The sequence below is a fragment of the Ferrimonas aestuarii genome, from assembly GCF_005116665.1.
GTDB lineage: Bacteria > Pseudomonadota > Gammaproteobacteria > Enterobacterales > Shewanellaceae > Ferrimonas > Ferrimonas aestuarii.
Map to the genome: position 1 here is coordinate 119370 of NZ_SWCJ01000010.1, position 21442 is coordinate 140811.

A 21442-nucleotide genomic window follows, 5' to 3' on the forward strand; every position below is an offset into this window, starting at 1 on the left:
TGGTTGTGTTTTTTTAGCGTTTACTGTTGTTTAATGACGAAACTTGGCTGAACGGATTTTAGCCGAGCATGAAAAATAATTATTAAAAAGGCGCTGTCAGTCGGATGACACACCGACTCTGATGGCTAGATAAACTGATTTTGAAAGGGGGACTTCTGCCCCCTTTGTCGTCACTTCGGGGTCACAAAACATGCAAGAAGTTGCCTTTCGTTGGGTGGATAAGTATCTGATTCACCTCAGTCTTAAGCAAAAATTCCTGATTCTCTTCTTTATGCCTGTCGTTGCATTTATCTTCGGCGGCATGGTGTTGATGAGTGAAGGGGAACGCTTGGCTAACACCACTTTAGCATCGAACCAAACCGCCATTGAAGCGCTGACCGTTGGTCAGGAGTTAGGCTTATCTGAAGCCAGCCGTCTGCTCGCTGGCAGTGACTATATGGCAATCGCCGATGCTTCCGCTGCGGGCTATCACATTGAAGCCAAAACACGCTCATTTGATCTGTTCAATATTGAGCTTTGGAAGCTGGCCACTCAAATCACCATGGCGCTACTGACGTTGGTGATCGCCTACTACATCATGACCTTTATTGGTGGTGCAATGTATGCGACCTATCAAGCGTTAGAAAATCTGGCTGATGGTAAGTTAAAGCAGCGCCTTAACTACATTCCTGTAAAAGATGAGTTCAGTTTGCTGGCGGTAACCATCGACCGAGTGACCGAGCGTGAGCAGAATCTGGTGCTGGAGATGCGCAACGCGGTGGAACTGCTTGAGAAAATTGGCGGCGAGTTGACCACCATGACTGAACAATCTGAGCATTTGGCCGAGCAGCAGCAAGTACAGTTGGACAGTCTGGCCGGTGCCAGCGTGGAGATGGAGCACTCCATTCGAGAGGTGGCTTCCCATGCTTCGGAATCGTCTACCCAAACACAAACTGCAGCGACGGCGTCCTCCGAAGGTCAGCAGAAGGTTGAGCAAACTCGCGCTTCCATTGCCACCTTGGGTGAGGCCAGCCGTCAGGCTCAATTCGCCTGTGAGAGCCTGGATAAAAGCAGCATTGAGATTGGCAACGTATTGACCACCATCAACGCCATTTCGGAACAAACCAACTTACTGGCGCTGAATGCGGCCATCGAGGCCGCTCGAGCCGGCGAACAAGGTCGAGGCTTTGCGGTGGTTGCCGATGAGGTCAGAACCTTAGCCAGCAGTACTCAGGAAGCCACCGTAGAGATTCAGGGAATGGTGGAGGGCCTTCAGCTGCACAGTAAGTCTTTGGTGGACACAACCAACTCCACTGTGGCCACGGCCAAAGAGAGTGAAGAGTTTATGTCGGTGGTCAGTTCAGACATTGCTCAGATCAGCACCCTAAACGTTAGCATCTCCGATCGCAGTGCCGAGATTGCCACCGCGGCGGAGCAACAGGGCAGTGTTGCCGCCGAGATTGCCGCGAGTTTGGAGAAGGTTCGAGCTCAATCCGGCGAGGTGGTCGATATGATCCGCGACTCCTCTGCCAACCTAAATCGCATTAATGAGCAGGCGCGAGTTATCGATGGGTTGATCAAAGAGCTTGATGCCTAGCGAACGCCACTGAAACTGGGGCCAGCGCATGCTGGCCTTTTTTATTTCTCTGATTCATAAAGAAGTTATTAATTGCCATTAGGGTCTGTTTATCTTTGGTGATGAAATTTTGGTCTAGGATAACGGCTTTTAATCAAGGAAAACGATTGATAGCATAGTGATTCTACGTTGAAGTCGTTTGACGCAGAGTAAAAGCTGTTAGTCAGACCCCTTTGGGCGCCGAGAAACCCATTGTTTACTTTCTAATTTGGCACAAGCGGTTAGATTCAGAACAAAAAGACCAGTTGGTGGCGCAAAAATAAGCATGAAAGGTCAACAGACCCTAGATTACTAGCGAATCGGATTTTGCTAAGCTAAACCTGTTCACTTTCTTGGCAATGGATTGATATCAATGATCTCTTGGATGACTTTGGCGCTTGCGTCGCAACTGACCTCAGCAGAACAGCAGTGTTTGTTGTTGGCGTTAGAGGAAGCACAATCAACCACTACGGTGGCGGAACTCAAAGCCTTGTGCCGGGGGGAGTTAGCGTCGAGATCCGAAACCAATGAGTTATCGGCTCAGGAGCCGGATCCAGAGGTTCGGGCTGAGCTTCAGGAGCAGGACAACCCCATCCTAGCTCGATATCAGCAGGAGCGATTGGGGGAGCGCAGCGATTTCAGCTTGACCGCGCATCACAATAACTACGTATTGCCATACACCTACAACGACTCTCCCAATCAGGCGCCGTTTGATCCTGAGCAGCTGCCGGTGCAGCGCAACGAAATTAAGTTCCAATTTAGCTTTAAGCTGCCTCTAACGGTGCCGCTGTGGGACGACACCGGTCGGTTGTATTTTGCTTACACCAATAGGAGTTGGTGGCAGGCCTATAACAGCGATCACTCAGCCCCGTTTCGCGAGACCAACCATGAGCCGGAGATATTCTGGGCACAAAAGCTGGGATGGCATTGGGGAGAGTGGTATATGCCTGCGGCGACCATCGGTCTAAATCACCAGTCCAATGGTCAAAATGGCGATCGCAGTCGCAGTTGGAATCGCTTGGTGGGCAGCGTAGTGTGGACCAATGACCCTTGGACCATTGGGCTTAGAGCATGGCACCGGTTTGCAGAGGATCCCAAAGAGTCGCCAACCGACTCCAAAGGGGATGATAATCCGGACATCTCCGAATACTTAGGCCACAGCGAGCTGGGTATTATCTACAAGCATCAAGAGCACACTTTCATGGCCAAGCTGCGCAACAATTTGGACATTGACGATAATCGCGGCGCGGTGGAGTTGGGCTGGACCTTCCCCATCGGTTATAAGGTGAAAGGGTACGTACAGTACTTCTACGGGTATGGCGAGAGTTTGATCGATTATAACGTTAAGACCAACCGCATCGGCATTGGCCTTGAGATGACGCCTTATCTGTAATGCTGATTAAATGAGGGGGCGACCAAGGTTGTGCGCCGAGTCATGGTGTCAATTAACCTGCTTAATGCCGCTGCTAGCGGCTATAAACAGAGTTGAATTGATATCATCAGTGCAGTTTTGAAAACGGGCTCTCAAGAGCCCGTTTTTTATGCCTTAGTTTGTCTCGGTCGCCAGCCCTCCTTGTGGTTTGAGGTTACGAGCCTCGCCAAAGTCGGTGTCAAGGTCAGTGGTCGTTTGGGTCTCTTTGGCGATGGTTAAATAGACGCACGGCAGTACAAACAGCAGCAGTAGTGTGCCGACAACCATGCCGCCCACTAGGGTGATGCCAATGCTGTTGCGGGCAGCTGCACCTGCGCCGGTAACCAGTACCAGCGGGAAGTGCCCCAGTACGGTGGCGAAGGTGGTGATCATAATGGCGCGAAGTCGGGTTTGTGCTGCTTGGCGTATCGCGTCGAGCTTTCTTAATCCTTGGTTTTGCAGCTCTTTGGCGAACTCCACCACCAAAATGGCGTTGCGGGCATTGAGTGCCACCAGAGTGACTAAGCCGATTTGAGCATAGATGTTCATGGTGGTTAGGCTTAAGAAGCTAAAACTTAAGGCGCCGCTCAGTGCCAGAGGCACCGAGCCCAGCAGCACAATCCAAGGCAAGCGGAAGCTGTTGAATTGCACCGTAAGCAGCAGGTACACCATCACTAAGGCAGCCCCAAGCACAGACAATAAGCTGCTGCCTTCGTTTCGAAGTTGACGGGACACGCCAGCATAATCCACCTGATAGTGAGCAGGAAGCAGCTCGTTAGCGGCTTGCTCTAGTGCGGTGAGCGCCATGTCGTTGGTGACTCCCGGTACGATTCCTCCTTGAATGCGGAATGAGCGCTGCTGGTTAAATTTGCCCAGGGTTTTCGGCCCCACCTCCTCTTTGAGGGTGGCGATGGCACTCAAGGGAATCCACTCGCCTCGCTCATTGACCAGAGTTTGATCCAACAGATCTTCTGGGTTTAGGCGGCTGCCATTGTCCAGCAGGGTGATCACGCGGTAGGCCTTGCCATCGCGGTCGAAGCGGTTGACGAACTGTTCTGAGTTCATCGCTTTAAGCTGATCGCTGACGCTTTGCATGGTCAGTCCCAGATCCGCCAAATGGTCACTATCAAACTGCAGTCGTGATTGTGGCAAGTTCACCTTGAGGTCGGTGGTGACGAACATAAATAGGCCACTTTCGTAAGCCGCGGCAAGCAGTTGGTAAGCGTAGGCTTCCATGCTTTGATAGTCGTCCGCGCTTTGCACGACGAGCTCCACATCAAACTGTCCGGCAGTCGGCAGAGCAGGGTGCAGTACTGGCAGCACACTGAGACCAGGAATGCTGCGAAGGCGCTGGTAGATCTGCGGTAGCATCTCATGGTCGCTTTGGCTTCGCTCATCGAAATCTAACAAGCTGATGCCCCCAAATCCGGAATTGGGCGTAAGCACCTGCCAGATGCTTTCATTTCCCTCCACCGATGCCAATACGTCCACCACTTGATTCATCTGCGCGTTTGTATAATCGATGGAAGCGTGAGCCGGTGCCTCAACAATCAGCAACATGCCATTTTGATCTTCAGCCGGTGCCAGCTCTTTCTGAGACAGCAGATAAAAGGGCAGCATCATCAAGGCAAACAGCGTGGCTAGGGTCAACAACTGAGCTCGGTAGTTGAAGCAGCGATCGAGCACTCGACCATAACTGGCTTGTAGACGTTCGAACTGTTTATTGACCCGAATGCTCAGTGGCGTTTGTCCCGCCTGATTCGAGCCCCCTTGGCTACGGAACACACGGGCGCTCAGGATCGGCGACAACGTCAACGCCACCACCCCAGAGATGGTTACGGCGCAGGCCAGAGTAAAGGCAAATTCGCGAAACAGATTGCCGGTTAAGCCACTTACAAAGCCGATGGGCAGGTAGACCACCACTAAGGTGAGGGTCATGGCAATAATCGGCCGCAGCAGCTCTTTGGAGCTGGAGAGCGCCGCTTCGATGGGGCGCTGCCCCTGACGAATATAACGGGCCACGTTTTCCGCCACCACAATGGCGTCGTCAACCACCAGACCCACAGACAGCACAATGGCGAGAATCGTCAGTAGATTCAAGGAAAAGCCCATGGCCCAGATCACCGCAATGGCACCAAGAATCGACAACGGGATGGTCACCAACGGCACGATGGCGGTGCGCAGTGAGCCCATTAAGGCCATCACCACGATGCCAACCACCACTACGGTTTCCAGCAAGGTGATGACAATCTCTTCCAACGCTTGGCGCATGTAGGTTGTGCCATCGTAGGCAATGTTAATGGCAAGGCCGTGATCCAGAATGCCATTAATCTGGTCGAGCATGGGGTAGAGATCATCACCGATGGCGATCTCATTGGCACCAGGCTGTGGCCACACCGCGATAAACACCTGTTGCTGTTTGTCGACGCGGGTGGTTTCCGAGCCTGTACTTTCTCCCAGCTCAATCCGAGCGATGTCGCCAAGGCGCACCAGATTGCTGCCGTTGTTTAAGATGATGAGATCTCGAAAAGCCTGCGGTGTTTTGAGAAGGGAGTTACTCAATACGTTGATCTGCTGGCTGGTGTTTTCTGTTTTTCCTAAGGTTGCCAGCACGTTATTGGCCTCAAGCGCTTGCCACACTTGATGTGCGCCCATGTTGAGTGCCGTCAGTTTGATGGGGTCTAGCCAGATGCGCATGGCGGGATCTCGATCCCCATGAAGGCCGATTCGTTGTACGCCATCGATGGCGGACAGCCGCGGAATCACCTGCCGTTTTAGGGCATCGGTGACTTCGGAGCGTGTCAGGTTGCCACTGTCTACAGCCAGATAGAACACGGCGCCGGAGCGGTCGGCGCGCTGCACGGTGATGGCAGGGTCTTCTGCGCTCGCGGGAAACTCATAGCGGATCTGGTTTAGCTGTGAGGTCAGTTGCGCCAACGCCTCAGTGTTATCGGCGTTTTGCTGCAGCCACACGGTGACCAGACTCTGGCCAGCAGTGGTTTGCGAATCCACATAGTCGACACCGGGAACGGTCATTGCCACCCGCTCAATGGGATCGGTAATAAAGCCTTGAACCACATCGGCAGATGAGCCTTCAAAACGGGTGGTAACAACGAAAGAGGCGCTGTTTAATTCAGGAAATTGCAGCACCGGGATTTTGGTCAATGCCAAGATGCCACAGAGAATCAGCAACAGGGTGATGACCAGTGACAAAGCTGGCTTTCGAATAAAGATGCTCATCAGCGATTACTCCTGGTGCTGGGAGAGTTGGCTGCTGGCCTCAGGCTGAGGTGAGGGCAGTGCCACGTTCACCAACACTCCTGGGTAGAGTTTAAAGGCGCCATCGGCCGCAACCTGCTCGCCGCCATTTAAGCCTTGGCTGACCAGAGCGTATTGTTCAAATTGACGATATAAGGTTACCGGTTGCCGCTGGGCTCGAGTGGCGTCAGGCTCGCCTTGTGGGTGATCCAATAGATAGACAAAACTGCCGTAGCCATCACGCTGAATCGCTTCTAGAGGCACCTGTTGCAGTGACAATGACGTTCCGTTTGGCGCCACAACCTTAACCGCCTGGTTATGGGTTAGGCCGCGGTTGTTCTCGATTCGACTGCGATAGCGCTGGGTACGGGTATTGGTGTTGATCACCGTATCACTGGCAACCACCTTGGCGGTCAATATCGGAGCGTTTGGATATTGCGCGCTGACGAGTATTTCATCCCCTTGGGTTAGCTTGGGGTAGAACTGAGGCAGTTCAAATTCGATCCAAGTCCAAGGTTGGCTGCCAACTAGGGTGGTGATTTGGCTATTGGCATTGAGGTAGCTACCGAGTTCCAGTTGAAACAAGCCGAGGGTGCCTGCAAACGGTGCCTTGATGGTTTTCTTATCGATGGTGGATTGCAGCAGGTCCAGTTCCGCCTCAGCGATCTCCAGTTCGGCGATCAGCTCATCCTGTTGAGATTGGCTGGCGGCCTGAGTTTTCTTAAGAGCCTGAATTCGATTAAGTTTTAACTTGGTGTGTTTGAGTTTGGCCGTGGCTGAGCGCTGGCGAGCTAGCTCTTCACTGATATCAAGTTGAAACAGGCGCTGGCCCTGTTGGACCTGTTGCCCTGGTTCAACGTCGATCTGAGACACTTTGCCTGAAAGCTCGTTGGTCAGGTGCAAGTATTCAGGCATGACAACCTCACCCATTACGGTGAGTCGGGGCTGATGTTCGACGGTCTTGGAGGTTGCCGCCGTCACGGTTTCAGAGTGCTCAGGGAAGCTCTCAACCATGGCCATGGCTGAGCGAATTTCAAATGCCTTATAAGCGGCAAATGGGGTAATCAATAACGTGGAGCTGAGCAGAGTCACACCCCAGCGGCGTAATTTGGTCATGATGGCCTCATATTAAAACTCGGGCAGCACTAGGTTTAGGTAAAGTAGCTGACCACCCTGAAGTTAAAATATGCGAGTCTAGTGTTGCCGACCCGGCTGCCGTCTGTGTCTGGGAGAGACCACAAATTTACACCTTGGAATGCTCACCCTTAGGTTACGCATTTTTATTACGCTTTCGCGTACCATCAATCGCTCATCGCTGTATCGCATTCAAATTGTCACGCCAACCTTTCTATCCCTTGGTTGGGGCTCGGAAAGTTTACTGGCTGCGGCGATCGATTTGCAATATTGACATTTTTGTAAAACTTCTAGCAGCCATTGTTTTAATTTGCTTAAAAACACTTTTAATTCATGCGGTTATATTTTTGCTTATGTAAAAATATCAATGAAAAAAATTTTCATTTACTCACCGGCTTGACTGGTTTTTTGCAGGTTACTGGGGCGAATTTGATATGGATGTAAAAAAGGCCGCCCTGTGGCGACCTTGAGAATGGTTCTGATGGTGAACGCTTATTTGCGGTTTAAGTACGCAAAACCTGTGGCGAATGCGGTCTCCTGAAACTGTTTCAGGCCCAGATCTTTCATGGAGTACTCAACCGGTTGACGCTTGAGGCTCTCTTTGATGTCGGTGGTGGAGATCACTTCCGCGTCCACACCTTCGGCCAACTGCATTGCCGCTTCCATCTTGAATCCGATGGCACTGCCGGCGAATTTGCCTTTCATTGGGCGCTCGCGAATCACTACCTTGTCAACGTGATAATCCTTTACCAGCTTGATGAACTCGGCTTGAAATGCTTTTAGTGATTTTGAAGAGTGGCCATGATTCAGAGACAGTTTACGTGCGCGACATTCTGGCACATTAAATAGCCCCTTATCCAAACCCAGTAGGCAGATAATGGCTTCATTACTCTTAAGTTCAACTGCGCAGATTTTCATTTTGTTACCTAGTTATGCCAGATCGGTGGCTAGTATAGTGGAAAGCGGCAACGCTTTGCAGTGGCTTTGTGATGTGACGGTATGGTGAAGACCGAATTATTCGTTGATCCAGTGTGCATTAGTGATTTTTTGAAGGATCAATCTATTGCTGAATGCAGTTCAGGCTCTTGACTGTTGTGATCTCATTGTTACCAGTATGCCAGTAATAAGTTTTCTCGTTTGGTGGGCCAGTCTTTGGCTTAGCTCCTCTCTCTTTAGGAATACCTCCAAGGTGGTATGGAGGCGTAGGGTGTAAAGGGAGAACATCACTTCCAACGCAATAACTTAATAACCAAAAGCAGCATTACAGTCATAACAGACTACACTCCCAAAGTCAGGCCTGTTAGGTTCTGATCAGGAGTGAAATAAAAATGCATGTGAGCTAAAAACTAGGAGAGGATGATGAAATTAGGATATTTGGCAGCGCTTACCACTGCGTTACTGGCCAACTCAGTGCATGCTGCGGAAGCAAATTCCATTGCTGACGCAATCAAGAACTCTACCGTTAATCTGGACGCACGCCTGCGTTATGAGATGGTCGATCAGAGCAACGCTCTGAAAGATGCGGATGCGCTAACGCTGCGTACTCGCCTGTCTCTAACCACTGCGACCTTTAACGGTTTCTCAGGCATGTTGGAGTTTGAAGACTCTCGTGACGTGTTTGAGGTAAATGACTACAACAATGGTTTAGGCAACAAGCCTGAGTACTCAACCATTGCCGATCCGAACACCACCGAACTGGACCAAGCCTGGCTACGTTATGAGCGCGGCATGTTCAAAGGCACCGTAGGTCGCCAAGTGGTTGCCATCGATAACCAGCGTTTTGTTGGTCACGTTGGCTGGCGTCAAGACCGTCAGACTTTCGATGCGGTGAACCTTGCGTTGACCCCAATGAAAGATCTGTCTTTGAACTACGTCTACATCAATCAGCGTAACCGCATCTTTGCTGAAGACCGTGATGTGGACTCCGATGATCACTTGATCAACATCGGCTACAAAACTCCGCTGGGTAAACTGACCGGTTACGCCTACTTGCTGGAGCAAGACAATGGCGTCGATAAGGGTCTTGATACCTACGGTATCCGTTTTGCTGGCGGCAGCAAAATGGGTGACACCAAGCTGAACTACCAACTTGAGTATGCGACTCAGGAAGAGAAGAACGGCGATTTCGATGCGGACTACTACCTAGCAGAAGTTGGCGCCAACTTGGCTATGTTCAGCGTTAAGCTGGGTTACGAAGTGTTGGGCTCTGATGGCGGTAACTACGGCTTCAGCACCCCTCTGGCGACACTGCACAAGTTCAACGGTTGGGCTGATCAGTTCCTAGGAACTCCAGCGGAAGGTCTGCAGGATCTGTACATTGGTGCTTCTACCAAGCTGGGTATGGGTAAGTTTGATGTGATTTACCATGACTTCACCGCCGACGAAGACGTCAATGGCGATGACTTTGGTAGCGAAATCGACGTGAGCTACAGCATGAAGTTTGCTAAGCACTACAACGCGGGTATCAAGTACGCCATGTACGATGCCGGCGACATCAAGGTGGATACCGACAAGCTGTGGGTTTGGGTAGGCGCGAGCTTCTAAGTCGACCTTAGATTCCAACACCTAACACCTGATGCCGGTCAACGTGGTTGACCGGCATTTTTTGTATCCAGTGCTCTTTCTTGTTCGGCGATGAGTGAGTGGCTTGGCTTCTAAAGGCTGTATTACTCAACGATCCTCTGCAGCGTTGGCGGTTTGCAGATTGCCCGGACGGCCAAGTAGGTAACCCTGCTGGCGCTTTACGCCTCGACTTAATAGGAACTGACGCTGACCTTCGGTTTCGACGCCTTCGGCGATGATGCCGATGTTCATGCTTTTAGCCAGTTGGATGATCGCCTCTAAAACCGGTTTTTGTACGGCATCGCCGTTTAAGGTATGTACATAGCTTTTGTCGATTTTGATGTAATCTGGCGCGAACGCTTTAAGGCAACCAATGCCGTTATGACCCGTGCCAAAGTCATCAAATGCCAGCGTCACCCCCATCTCACGCAGCCGGTTGAGGGTTGCAATCAATTTCGGGTTTTCATAGTCCAGCGCTTCCCGCTCGGTGATCTCTATCATCAGTTGATTGGCATCAATCTGCAGCTTAGACAGCAGTGACTGCACGAACTGAATGGGGTCTCGAAAACTTTGAGTCAACTGCTCTCCCGATAGATTTAGGCTCAGATAGCAGCCGGTCGGCACTTGCCCCTGACACTGCTTGACCAGTTCGGTGAGTAGAGTATCCAAACGGCCAAAGCGCTCCATCAGCGGAATGAAGGAGTTTGGCGAGATGGCCCCCATAACCGGGTGGTCCCAACGGGCCATCACCTCATAGCCTAAAGGTTGATTGCTGCTGGCATCGACAATGGGCTGGAAGACGGGGTAAATCTCTTTGCGTTGAAACGCCACGTCAAGGTCGGCCAGATAGATACCCCGATGGCTGCGCCGGTAAACCATCAAACCGGAAATACTCAGGCTGATCAGCAGTGCCAGTGGAACGCTGTAGCTTAACCATTCTGGGCGCACGACCTGGAATAGATCGGGAACGTAGGTGGCATCAACGGTAACGTGACCAAACTGAAACGTGCGATGAATGTTAAACCAAGGTAAGCCTTCAAGGTTGTTGAAGGCCAGCAGCGTGCGGCCATCAATGTCCAGTGATAATGCCGCTTGTACGGTTTTGGCTCGATAGGAGACTAAGCGGTTTTCTAAATAGATGAGCTTGGAGACGCCAATCAGATACTGTTTGGGGGCAAACTCTCGAACAAAGACGAAGAAAGGCAACTGCTCACTTTGGTAGCGACCAAACCAAATGGGACCTGGACCACTCTGTATCAGGTTGCCAACAAATAGGGGCGTTAGTGGGTTATTTTGGCTGCGGCAGTATCCGGCTTTATCACTTAGAAAGGCAAAGTGGTCAAACACATTGGACTCCAACCCCGCGCGGTTAAGGCGAAACTCGGCGTCATAGGAACACTCGTTAAAAGACAACTCTGACGCCAGTTGGTCTAACCGTGTGATGGCGGTGTTGTAGTAGTGATCCGTGGTGTCCGCGACAATGGTCAGGCGAGAATTAAGTTCGCTGCTGAGATTCACCCAGCATAAACTGAGAATCGCGAGCAGGCAGAGTAGCTGAATCACAACAAAAAGTTGCCATCCATGCCGGATATAGTGCGCTAGCTGCCAATACCTACGGATCATGCTGGAAATAAACCAAAAATCTGAATAAATGAGTCAAACGAGCGCAAAATGTAACAAAATTGCATTGTCGATAAAAGCGGGTTGACTCTCATTCATTGTGATGGTGGACAACGAATTGACGGTTAACTCATTTTTATTAATGGTTTAGGTGAAAAAAGAACGCCCCAAAAAGTTGGGGCTTCCATAGTGGATTGGACTGCGCCTTAATAGGCTTGGTTGTGAACGCCAGCCACGGCTCGACCAGAAGGGTCGGTCAGGGTGTTGAGGCTCTCATCCCAAGCAAGCGCTTCTGGGGTTGAGCAAGCTACCGATTTGCCCCCGGGAATGCACTTTGCGCAAGCTTCGCTGGGGAAGTGCTGCTCAAATAAGCTGCGATAGAAATAGCCCTCTTTGGTGTCTGGGGTATTGATGGGGAAGCGGTGGTGGGCGTTGGCCAATTCACTGTCGCTGATTTTGGACTCGGCGTGATCCTTTAAGCTGTCAATCCAGCTGTAGCCAACGCCATCGCTAAATTGCTCCTTCTGGCGCCAAGCCACCGATTCGGGCAGGTAGTGAGCAAAGGCTTCCCGTAAAATCTGTTTTTCAATGCGGCCGTTGGTGATGGTTTTAGCTTGTGGGTTTAAGCCCATGGCCACATCCACAAACTCCTTATCTAAGAAAGGCACCCGCGCCTCGATGCCCCAAGCGGCCATCGCTTTGTTGGCTCGAAGGCAATCAAACTGGTGCAGTTTGTGAATTTTTCTGACCAGCTCTTCATGAAATGCCTGGGCACTGGGGGCTTTGTGAAAGTACAAGTAGCCGCCAAATAGCTCGTCGGCCCCTTCGCCAGAGAGCACCATTTTTATGCCCATGGCTTTGATCTTTCTCGCCATCAAATACATCGGCGTGGATGCCCGAATGGTGGTGACGTCATAGGTTTCCAGGTGATAGATGACGTCAGTGAGGGCATCTAAACCCTCCTGAATGGTGAAATGCACTTCGTGGTGCACGGTGCCGATGTGAGCGGCCACTTCCGCGGCGGCTTTGAGATCCGGTGCCCCTTCAAGGCCGACGGCAAAGGAGTGCAGCTGCGGCCACCAGGCGGGGCTGGCTTCATCCTCCTCGATGCGCCTAGCGGCGTATTTTTTCGCAAGCGCTGAGGTGATGGAGGAGTCTAGTCCGCCAGAGAGCAGTACGCCATAGGGAACATCGGACATCAGCTGGCGTTTTACCGAGGCTTCCAGACCTTGGCGCAGAGTGGCGACGTCAGCTGGGTTATCGGCGACGCCCTCGAACTGCTGCCAATCTCGTTGATAGTAATGGCTTACTTTCTCTGTGGCGCTGTCGTAGTACTGGCCGGGTAAGAACTCCTCCACCTGGGTGCACTGAGGCACCAGCGCTTTCATCTCTGACGCCACGTAGCGATTGCCTTGACCATCAAAGCCGGTGTAGAGAGGAATGATGCCGATGTGATCGCGGCCGATGAGGTAGCGCTGCTGCTGTTTATCCCACAGTACAAAGGCGAAGATGCCGTTAAGTCTGTCCAGAAAGTCACAGCCGTACTTTTGATATAGGGCAAGAATGACCTCGCAGTCAGAGCCGGTTTGAAACTGGTAGTCGGCTTCCAGTTCTGCTCGCAGCTCCCGGTGGTTATAGATTTCACCATTGACCGCCAACACCAGATTGCCATCTGGGTTATAGAGGGGCTGAGCCCCGTTGTCGATATCCACAATGGCCAGGCGCTCGTGAACCAAAATCGCACCGTCGTCCACATGGATGCCGGACCAGTCCGGGCCTCGGTGACGCATCTTTTTGGATTGGGTTAGTGCCAGTGTGCGCAATTCGGCGGCTGGGGTTTTTAGGTCGAGTATGGCGAAAATGCTGCACATAAGTCACTCCTTCTACTGCTGTTTTTTTCACCTGACCGTTTAACATGCCAGTGATTGTGGTCTTTGCCAATTCCTTTATTGATGGGGCCTATGACTCAATAACAAAATGCCCGCAAACGCGGGCATTTTCGATACCATTTCGGCGAAGTATCTGGATTTAGCGGTCAAATCCTTCCACAACGATTTTGCCAATGGTGCGCTGTGATTCGATTTTTTGATGCGCCAGAATCAGGTTACTGGCGTTGATGGGGCTAAGGGTTTCACCGAGGGTGGTGTTGAGTTTGCCTGCATCGATAAGCTCGGCCACGCGATTGAGCAGTTGATGTTGCATGGCCATGTCTTCGGTCTGGAACATGGAACGGGTATACATAAATTCCCAGTGTAGGGAGACGCTCTTCATCTTAAAGGGCATGATGTCAAAGCGCTGCGGATCATCAATCAAGCCAAATTGGCCTTGAGGAGCCACTATCTTAGCTATTTCCTCAAGGTGATCGTCGCTGTTGGTGAGACTCACCACATAATCCACGTCACTTAGCTCCAGCGTCGCCAGTTGTTCGCTCATGGACTGGCGGTGATTGATGATGTGGTCACAGCCAAGGCTCTGCAGCCATTGGCTGGACTCTGGGCGAGAGGCGGTGCCAATCACGGTGAGTTGGGTCAGTTGTTTGGCCAGTTGCACCATGATGGAGCCAACGCCACCGGCGGCGCCGATAATCAGCAATGACTTGTTGCTCTTGGGGTCTACCTTAAGGCGGTCGAACAGCATCTCCCACGCGGTGATGGCGGTCAGAGGAATGGCTGCCGCTTGCGCCATGGAGAGGCTTTTTGGGGCGCGGCCGACGAGGCGTTCATCCACCAGTTGGTACTCGGCATTGCTGCCAGAGCGGGTGAGGTCCCCAGCGTAGAACACGGTATCGCCGGGTTTAAATTCCGTTACCTCATCGCCAACGGCCTCTACGATGCCAGCGGCATCCCACCCCAAAACTTTCCATTGCCCGGCTTCTGCATCGGCGCGCTGGCGTACTTTAGTGTCCACCGGATTAACCGAAACGGCGCTGATTTTCACCAGCAGATCTTTGCCGGTGGCGCTGGGCATCGGCAGTTCAATGTCTGTCAGTGGCGAGGTGCTGGTGAGTTGATTGGCGTGTTGGTAACCGATGGCTTTCATAATTGTTGATCCGTTATCGATGAGGTTGGCCTCAGTGTATGTAAAGCCCAGGCGCTGAAACAGTAGCTAAGGCCACATTCAGTTTTTGCATTTTGTTGAAAATGAAAAACCTCAGAGCATGACCCTGAGGTTTCATTAATTCCGTGCTTTGGTAAGACTGGAGAGTCTTAGCCTAGCCCAGTAGGGACTTTAAGCGCTGGCCTAACTGCGCGACCGAGGTATCAGATTGCCAGCTTAAGCTGCGGTAGCTGTCGCCGGAGAACGCTCGGTCAATCTCAACGATGGTATCTACGCCGCCATCGTGAGGGATCATCGACAGCTCCACCTCTTTGACACCAAACAGGCTCATGCCTCCGGGGACAAACTCCAACTCTTGGTAGATGCCACTTTGCGAGCGGAAGCCATCCCCTTGCAGGTAGCCTTTCTCCACATCCGCCTTTTTAAGGCGATAGCCTGCATCTTCCATGGCAGCGATAAGGGTCATCATGTCATCGCGAGGTTCGATGGCGAGGATGTCTTTGTCGCTTGGATCGATGGCCAAGTCCACTTCCAAGCCGGTTTGAATCCAGACTCGACTTTGATTGCGGTGACCGCCGATAGCAGTAATGGGCGTTTCATAAGGCAGCACGCCCTCGAACGGCAGTTCGTAGGTCTTTCCCGCTTCGATGGTGGTGTTTTCCGCCAAGCTCCAGTGGTCGAGAACCACGTGCTGATAGGCGGTATGATCGTCCACTTCGGTTTTGGCTTCGGTCATCAGCGTCAGCGTTAGGCCGGAGATCTGCTGATCGACGTCGCCCCCCTGAATCACAATGGTGGCGGTGAAGCTCTGCCCTGGGGTTAGGGTCTGTTGGTGCAGTTGTGTATCCACTTTTGCAGCGCCGATGCCTACCGAGGCCAGCAGTTTCTTGAACATATCGCATCCTTAATAAGAGTGGCGAAAAAGCACGTTACTTCAGTTAGTTTTGTAGTCTAGCTTGCGGGGCGCAGTGAGTAAAACTCGCTGTCTTGGTTAAAACCTGGACGACGGTCGTCGTTGGCTAACGCCTTGCCCGCCCGATAAAACAGGTCGATATCTTCAATGGCACCGGAAAGGTTCCAGTCTGGTCGATAGACATCGCAGGTGTTGTGATAGCAGCCTTTCATTTTTTGTTGCATTTGGGCTTTGTATTGGGCCAGTTCGTCGGTTTTGGGCGTGTTGCCACCGCCAGCAAAAATGGCTGGAACCCCCTTTTTCACAAAGGAGAAGTGATCCGAGCGGAAAAAGCCGCCGGCACCAGGGCGAGATTCACGCACCAGAGTTCGGTCTTGGGATTTTGCCGCTTGCGCTAAGTAGTCGTCTAGCTGAGATTGGCCTAAGCCGATGACCGTGAGCTCTTTCACGGCGCCATAGACATTGGTGGCGTCCATATTAAAGACACCAAGGGTATTGCTCAGCGAAAAGGTTGGGTTGTCGACGTAGTAGCGTGAGCCGAGCAGCCCTTGTTCTTCACCGGTGACGGCGATGAACTGGACACTGCGTTTCGGGGGCGTTGGGCTTTCGGCAAATTGACGGGCGATCTCCAACATGCCAGCGATGCCAGAGGCGTTATCCAGCGCGCCGTTGTAGATGGCGTCTCCTTTCATGCCTAAGTGGTCCCAGTGGGCGGTGTAACTAACCACTTCGTCGGGTGTTTCGCTGCCAGGTAGGGTGGCGATGACGTTGTGACTGACGCTGCGCTCAACCTGTTGGCGATAGTGAGCGTCCACTTTGGTGTTAAGGGCCAGTTGAGTGGGCTGCTTGACCGCATTTTGCATCCATTGGGTTAGGTCTTGGCCTTGCTGAGCGAATAGAGACTTGGCAAGGTCAAAGCCGATCCAACCTTCAATCTCTGGATGGGGGTCTTGACTGCCCGCCAGATCCAGGCGGGAACCGGTCCAGCTGTTTTCGACCACGCTCCATGGGTAGGAGGCAGGTTTGGTGTCGTGGATGATGAAGGCGGCTTTGGCACCTTTGCGGCCGGCCTCGGCGAATTTGTAGTCCCAGCGGCCATAGTAGGTCATGGTGCTGCCTTTAAAGTGGTTGGCGTCCCCACTGGCAAAGCCCGGATCGTTGACCAAAATCAGTACGGTTTTGCCGTGAACGTCTAAGCCTTCGTAGTCGTTCCAACCATATTCGGGCGCATCGATGCCGTAGCCGACAAACACCAATTCGCTGCTGTTAAGATGGATCTCGGTGGTGTCGTGGTAGCTGGTCATCACCGCTTGAGAGGGGAGGTCGACCGCTTGTCCGCCGAAACTCAGCTGGTTATCGCTGGCGGCGGTGTAGGTCACCATGGGAACCGCTTGCAGATAGCTGTCGCCATTACCGGGCTTGAGCCCAGCCGCTTTAAATTGCTGCTCTAGGTAGGCCAGCGTCAGGGTTTCCCCTTCGGTGGTGGGCAGGCGTCCTTGATAGCGGTCGGAGGCCAGCTCTTGGATGTCGGCTCGAATGCGCGATTCGTCGATCCCCTGTGAACCGGCGTTATTCGAATTGGTGGCAAGTTGGCTGCAACCGGCGGCAAAGACGCTGGCGGCAATCACCAGTAAATGAGGTTTCATTCGGGGTTCCTTTTGTTGTTTTTGTTGTTCCTAGCTTTCTTTTACTAAAAGCTCGGTGGTGAGGTAAAGAGCCGGATTTGTAACAAAAAGCCTCGCAGTTGCGAGGCTTTGATTTGAGTCATGCAGTCAGCGACAACTACTCGTAGGCGTAACCTTGCGCTGGCAGAGGTTTGCCATCCAGCTCCGCCTTGCCTTGCATCATGGCAAGACGACCTTGGCAGAACCAGTTCACCACCATGGGATAGATGCGGTGCTCTTGAGTGTGAACCCGAGCCGCGAGGGCATCGGCGTCATCACCTTCGAATACCGGTACCTTAGCCTGCAGAATCACCGGTCCTCCATCGAGCTCTTCGGTAACGAAGTGAACGCTTACCCCATGCTCGGCATCGCCGGCATCCAGTGCTCGCTGATGGGTGTTGAGCCCAGTGTACTTCGGCAGCAATGATGGATGGATGTTGAGTAGACGACCAGCAAAACGGCTGACGAACTCCGGAGTCAGGATTCGCATAAAGCCGGCGAGTACGATGAGCTCTGCATCCAGTTTCTCGAGTTCATCGCCCAAACGAAGATCATAGTCGGCACGGTTTTCGCCTTCCTTTAAAGGCAGGGCGATGGCGGCAATGTCTGCGTTTTTGGCTCGGGTCAGACCGAAGGCGTCGGCTTTATTGCTGATAACCCCAACCACCTGGCCTTCAACTTGGCCAGATTTACAGCCATCGATGATCGCCTGAAGGTTGCTGCCTGAACCGGAAATTACTACGGCAATACGAGTCATAATGCTGCCTTAGCCAATTACCACTTGCGCTTCGTCCGATTGACGAGCGTCGATGCTGCCAATAACCCAGGCGTTTTCACCGTGTTGTTTGAGCAGCTCAACCGCGGCGTCTGCTTGTGCCTGTGGCAGCGCAATGACGAGGCCGACACCACAGTTAAAGGTACGGTACATCTCATGTTCGGAGATGTTGCCAACCTCTTGCAGCCAGTTGAAGACGCTTGGCCACTGCCAGCTGTTGCCATCGATAACCGCTTTGGCGTTCTCTGGTAGCACTCGAGGGATGTTTTCCCAGAAACCGCCACCGGTGATGTGGGAGATGGCGTGAACCTGATGCTGCTCTAGCAGTGCCAGCGTGGATTTGACGTAGATTTTAGTGGGGGCCAGTAGAGCGTCGATAAGTGGCTGGCCGTCCAACTGCTGTTCTGCCGGATTGTCGATGCGCTCAAGCACCTTACGGATCAGCGAATAGCCGTTGGAGTGCGGGCCGCTCGAGCCCAGTGCGATAAGGGCATCGCCAGCGGCAACTTTGGTGCCGTCAATGACATCGGCTTCTTCGACTACGCCAACACAGAAGCCCGCCAGATCGTAATCTTCGCCGTCGTACATGCCCGGCATTTCGGCAGTTTCGCCACCAATCAGCGCGCAGCCTGCTTGCTCACAGCCATCGGCGATGCCGGAAACCACTTGGGTGGCGGTGTCCACATCCAGTTTGCCAGTGGCGTAGTAGTCGAGGAAGAACAGGGGTTCGGCGCCTTGAACAATCAGATCGTTGACACACATGGCCACCAGATCGATGCCTACGGTGCCATGACCGTTGTAGTCCATGGCCAGACGCAGTTTGGTGCCAACGCCGTCGGTGCCAGAAACTAGTAGGGGTTTTTTGTATTTGGTAGGTAGGCTACACAGCGCGCCAAAACCGCCAAGACCACCACGCACTTCGGGGCGATGGGTGCGTTTAACAGCGGACTTGATGTTATCTACTAGCTTATTGCCTGCGTCGATGTCGACGCCAGCGTCCTTGTAGCTCAGAGAGTTAGAGTTAGTCACGGAGGCCTCATTATAGTTATCGGTTTTTTTGCCCTAGGGGGCTGATGTTCTGGCGCGCATTCTATCAGTTGTCGGAATGTGACCCAAGAATAAGCGCCGATAAAACAAAGTGTTCTCATTTGAGAACAGTTTATTTATTAGCGGCTTTGGGGTGTTTTTATTCGCTTGGACGGGTGTTGGGATAAAAGTGTGATCTTGAGAGGGGGTTGGGGGTTTTCAGGTTGTCATTATCCAGCTATGATTCCGCTGTTTACCTGCCATTTACCCACTCGGAGAAAAAGATGAAAGTCATTGAGGTCAAGCATCCACTGATTCAACACAAATTGGGTCTTATGCGTGAAGCTGATGTGAGCACCAAGCGCTTCCGTGAACTGGCCAAAGAAGTTGCCGCACTATTGACCTACGAAGCGACCTCCGATTTTGAAATGGAGACCGTTGAGATTAACGGTTGGAATGGTCCAATTCAAGTAGAACAGATCAAAGGTAAAAAAGTCACCGTAGTGCCAATTCTGCGCGCCGGCCTTGGCATGATGGATGGTGTGACTGAGCACATTCCTTCTGCCAAGATCTCCGTTGTCGGCATCTACCGTGATGAAGAGACTCTGGAACCAGTGCCTTACTTTGAAAAACTGGTTTCTAATATTGAAGAGCGTATCGCCATGGTGGTTGATCCTATGCTGGCCACTGGCGGCTCCATGATCTCCACTTTGGACCTGCTGAAAGAGCGCGGCTGTACTCACATTAAAGTGTTGGTTCTGGTTGCTGCCCCTGAAGGTCTGAAGGCGCTGGAAGAGGCTCACCCTGATATTGAACTGTACACCGCTTCTGTCGATGAGCGTTTGAACGAGCACGGATACATTCTTCCGGGACTCGGCGACGCCGGCGATAAGATCTTCGGTACTAAGTAATTTCGAAAACGGCGCTCAAGGCGCCGTTTTTTTTGACCCTACAATCCTAAAAATACAATAACGAGGTTTCTATGCAGCAACAGGCTGTCTCTTCAGGGGAACAACAGGTGCCCGCCACCTGGCGTCAAGTGGTTGCCGGTGGGCAGATGCTATTCGTCGCTTTCGGCGCATTGGTGTTGGTACCGCTTCTTACCGGTCTGGATGTGAGCGTGGCGCTCTTTACCGCCGGTGTCGGTACCTTGCTGTTCCAATTGATCACCAAACGTCAGGTTCCGGTATTTCTGGCTTCCTCTTTCGCTTTTATTGCTCCAATCTCCTACGGCGTGAGCCAGTGGGGCTTGTCGGCCACTATGGGCGGCATGATGGCGGCAGGCTGTGTTTATGTGCTGTTGTCTCAAGTGGTGCGCGTGGGCGGCATGAACGCCATCAATCGTCTGCTTCCCCCCGTGGTTGTGGGGCCGGTGATCATGGTGATTGGTCTAACACTGGCACCGGTGGCGGTGAATATGGCGCTGGGCAAGCAAGGGGATGTGCAGGCGGTCGAGCCGAGCATTGCGCTGGCCATTGCGCTGCCTACCTTGATTACTGCCCTTGCGGTGGCGGTGATGGGCCGAGGCATGTTAAAGCTTCTGCCAATCTTAAGTGCCATTGCGGTGGGATACACCATCTCACTATTTGCTGGCATTGTGGATTTTGAGCCGGTGATGGCGGCGCCGTGGTTTGCGATGCCGAATTTCACCACGCCAAGTTTTGAGTGGGAAGCGATCCTATTCCTCATTCCTGTGGCCATTGCACCAGCGGTGGAGCACATCGGTGACATGCTGGCGATCAGTAACGTGACCGGCAAAAACTACGTGAAGAAGCCGGGTTTACATCGCACCCTACTTGGTGATGGCGTAGCCACCATTGCGGCTTCTGCGGTGGGCGGTCCACCAAATACTACCTATTCAGAGGTGACTGGGGCGGTAATGCTAACCCGCAACTTCGACCCTAAGGTGATGACCTGGGCGGCGGTTACAGCCATTATTTTAGCCACCGTGGGTAAGTTCGGTGCGCTGCTGACCACCATTCCGACTGTGGTAATGGGCGGCATCATGATCTTGCTGTTTGGTTCCATTGCGGCTGTGGGTATGACCAGCCTAATCAAAAATCAGGTGGATGTGTCTGAGCCTCGCAATCTGGTGATCGTGGCGGTGACTCTGGTGTTCGGCATCGGCGGCATGAGCATCAACATGGGCGAATTTACTCTACAGGGCATCGCCCTGTGCGCGGTGGTGGCCATTTTGATGAACCTGCTGTTGCCTAAGACGCTGGCAAGTCAGGAAGCCAATCACTAACTGTTACACTCATAAGCCAAGCCAGCGCTCGTCGCTGGCTTTTTTTGTGGGGGTGACCCGTCCTGAAATAGGTTTACACATTGGAGACCTATTATGGAAAAGGTAGAGCCCAAGCGACGCAGACGCTCGCAGCGTGATTACCCAATGGCCTTTAAATTATCTGTGGTTGAACAGGTAGAA

At 52.4% G+C, this 21442-nt stretch carries 15 protein-coding genes; 5 read left to right on the top strand and 10 right to left on the bottom strand.

Annotated features, from left to right (window positions below; all coding sequences use genetic code 11):
• Positions 1-190 precede the first annotated feature (190 nt).
• Together FCL42_RS13600 and FCL42_RS13605 are read left to right on the top strand one after the other, a co-directional pair.
• A complete protein-coding gene (locus FCL42_RS13600; RefSeq protein ID WP_136863967.1) occupies positions 191-1576 on the top strand; it encodes a methyl-accepting chemotaxis protein in 1386 nt (461 codons plus the stop codon).
• A gap of 391 nt (positions 1577-1967) precedes the next feature.
• The gene (locus FCL42_RS13605; protein ID WP_136863968.1) at positions 1968-2987 is read left to right on the top strand and encodes a phospholipase A; all 1020 of its coding nucleotides are present in this window, start codon (positions 1968-1970) and stop codon (positions 2985-2987) included.
• A 153-nt stretch (positions 2988-3140) separates the two neighbouring features.
• Here the strand turns inward: FCL42_RS13605 and FCL42_RS13610 are convergent, their stop codons facing one another.
• From FCL42_RS13610 to FCL42_RS13620, 3 genes are all read right to left on the bottom strand, one after another.
• Positions 3141-6245, bottom strand: a complete 3105-nt coding sequence (locus tag FCL42_RS13610; protein WP_136863969.1) for an efflux RND transporter permease subunit — start codon at positions 6243-6245, stop codon at positions 3141-3143.
• Positions 6246-6251: 6 nt separating this feature from the next.
• Positions 6252-7379: an efflux RND transporter periplasmic adaptor subunit gene (locus FCL42_RS13615; protein ID WP_136863970.1), complete on the bottom strand. Its 1128-nt coding sequence runs from the start codon at positions 7377-7379 to the stop codon at positions 6252-6254.
• Between the two features lie 510 nt (positions 7380-7889).
• On the bottom strand, positions 7890-8315 hold the full coding sequence (locus tag FCL42_RS13620; protein WP_136863971.1) for a DUF3010 family protein: 426 nt from the start codon (positions 8313-8315) through the stop codon (positions 7890-7892).
• Positions 8316-8756: 441 nt separating this feature from the next.
• Between FCL42_RS13620 and FCL42_RS13625 the strand changes: the two genes are divergently transcribed.
• Positions 8757-9941: an alginate export family protein gene (locus FCL42_RS13625; protein WP_229359864.1), complete on the top strand. Its 1185-nt coding sequence runs from the start codon at positions 8757-8759 to the stop codon at positions 9939-9941.
• A 126-nt stretch (positions 9942-10067) separates the two neighbouring features.
• Here FCL42_RS13625 and FCL42_RS13630 read toward each other — a convergent pair whose 3' ends face one another.
• The 7 genes from FCL42_RS13630 to purM all read right to left on the bottom strand — a co-directional run bounded on the left by FCL42_RS13630 (position 10068) and on the right by purM (position 19017).
• Positions 10068-11522 (bottom strand): EAL domain-containing protein, encoded by a 1455-nt coding sequence (locus tag FCL42_RS13630; protein WP_169308395.1) that lies wholly within the window; start codon positions 11520-11522, stop codon positions 10068-10070.
• Positions 11523-11785: 263 nt separating this feature from the next.
• Positions 11786-13450: an asparagine synthase B gene (gene asnB / locus FCL42_RS13635; RefSeq protein ID WP_136863974.1), complete on the bottom strand. Its 1665-nt coding sequence runs from the start codon at positions 13448-13450 to the stop codon at positions 11786-11788.
• 157 nt (positions 13451-13607) lie between these two features.
• Positions 13608-14618, bottom strand: coding sequence for a zinc-binding alcohol dehydrogenase family protein (locus tag FCL42_RS13640; protein WP_136863975.1), 1011 nt, complete (start codon positions 14616-14618; stop codon positions 13608-13610).
• 172 nt (positions 14619-14790) lie between these two features.
• Positions 14791-15531: a sporulation protein gene (locus tag FCL42_RS13645; RefSeq protein WP_136863976.1), complete on the bottom strand. Its 741-nt coding sequence runs from the start codon at positions 15529-15531 to the stop codon at positions 14791-14793.
• 56 nt (positions 15532-15587) lie between these two features.
• The gene (locus tag FCL42_RS13650; RefSeq protein ID WP_136863977.1) at positions 15588-17195 is read right to left on the bottom strand and encodes a M28 family metallopeptidase; all 1608 of its coding nucleotides are present in this window, start codon (positions 17193-17195) and stop codon (positions 15588-15590) included.
• A gap of 136 nt (positions 17196-17331) precedes the next feature.
• Positions 17332-17970, bottom strand: a complete 639-nt coding sequence (purN, locus tag FCL42_RS13655) for a phosphoribosylglycinamide formyltransferase (RefSeq protein WP_136863978.1) — start codon at positions 17968-17970, stop codon at positions 17332-17334.
• A 9-nt stretch (positions 17971-17979) separates the two neighbouring features.
• On the bottom strand, positions 17980-19017 hold the full coding sequence (gene purM, locus FCL42_RS13660; protein ID WP_136863979.1) for a phosphoribosylformylglycinamidine cyclo-ligase: 1038 nt from the start codon (positions 19015-19017) through the stop codon (positions 17980-17982).
• Positions 19018-19298: 281 nt separating this feature from the next.
• On the opposite strand from purM, the gene upp reads away from it, so the two are divergent.
• Together upp and FCL42_RS13670 are read left to right on the top strand one after the other, a co-directional pair.
• Positions 19299-19925 carry a uracil phosphoribosyltransferase gene (gene upp, locus FCL42_RS13665; protein WP_136863980.1) on the top strand — a complete coding sequence of 209 codons (627 nt, stop codon included), beginning with the start codon at positions 19299-19301 and terminating at the stop codon, positions 19923-19925.
• Positions 19926-19996: 71 nt separating this feature from the next.
• Positions 19997-21262, top strand: coding sequence for a uracil-xanthine permease family protein (locus FCL42_RS13670; RefSeq protein ID WP_136863981.1), 1266 nt, complete (start codon positions 19997-19999; stop codon positions 21260-21262).
• Positions 21263-21442: the final 180 nt, after the last annotated feature.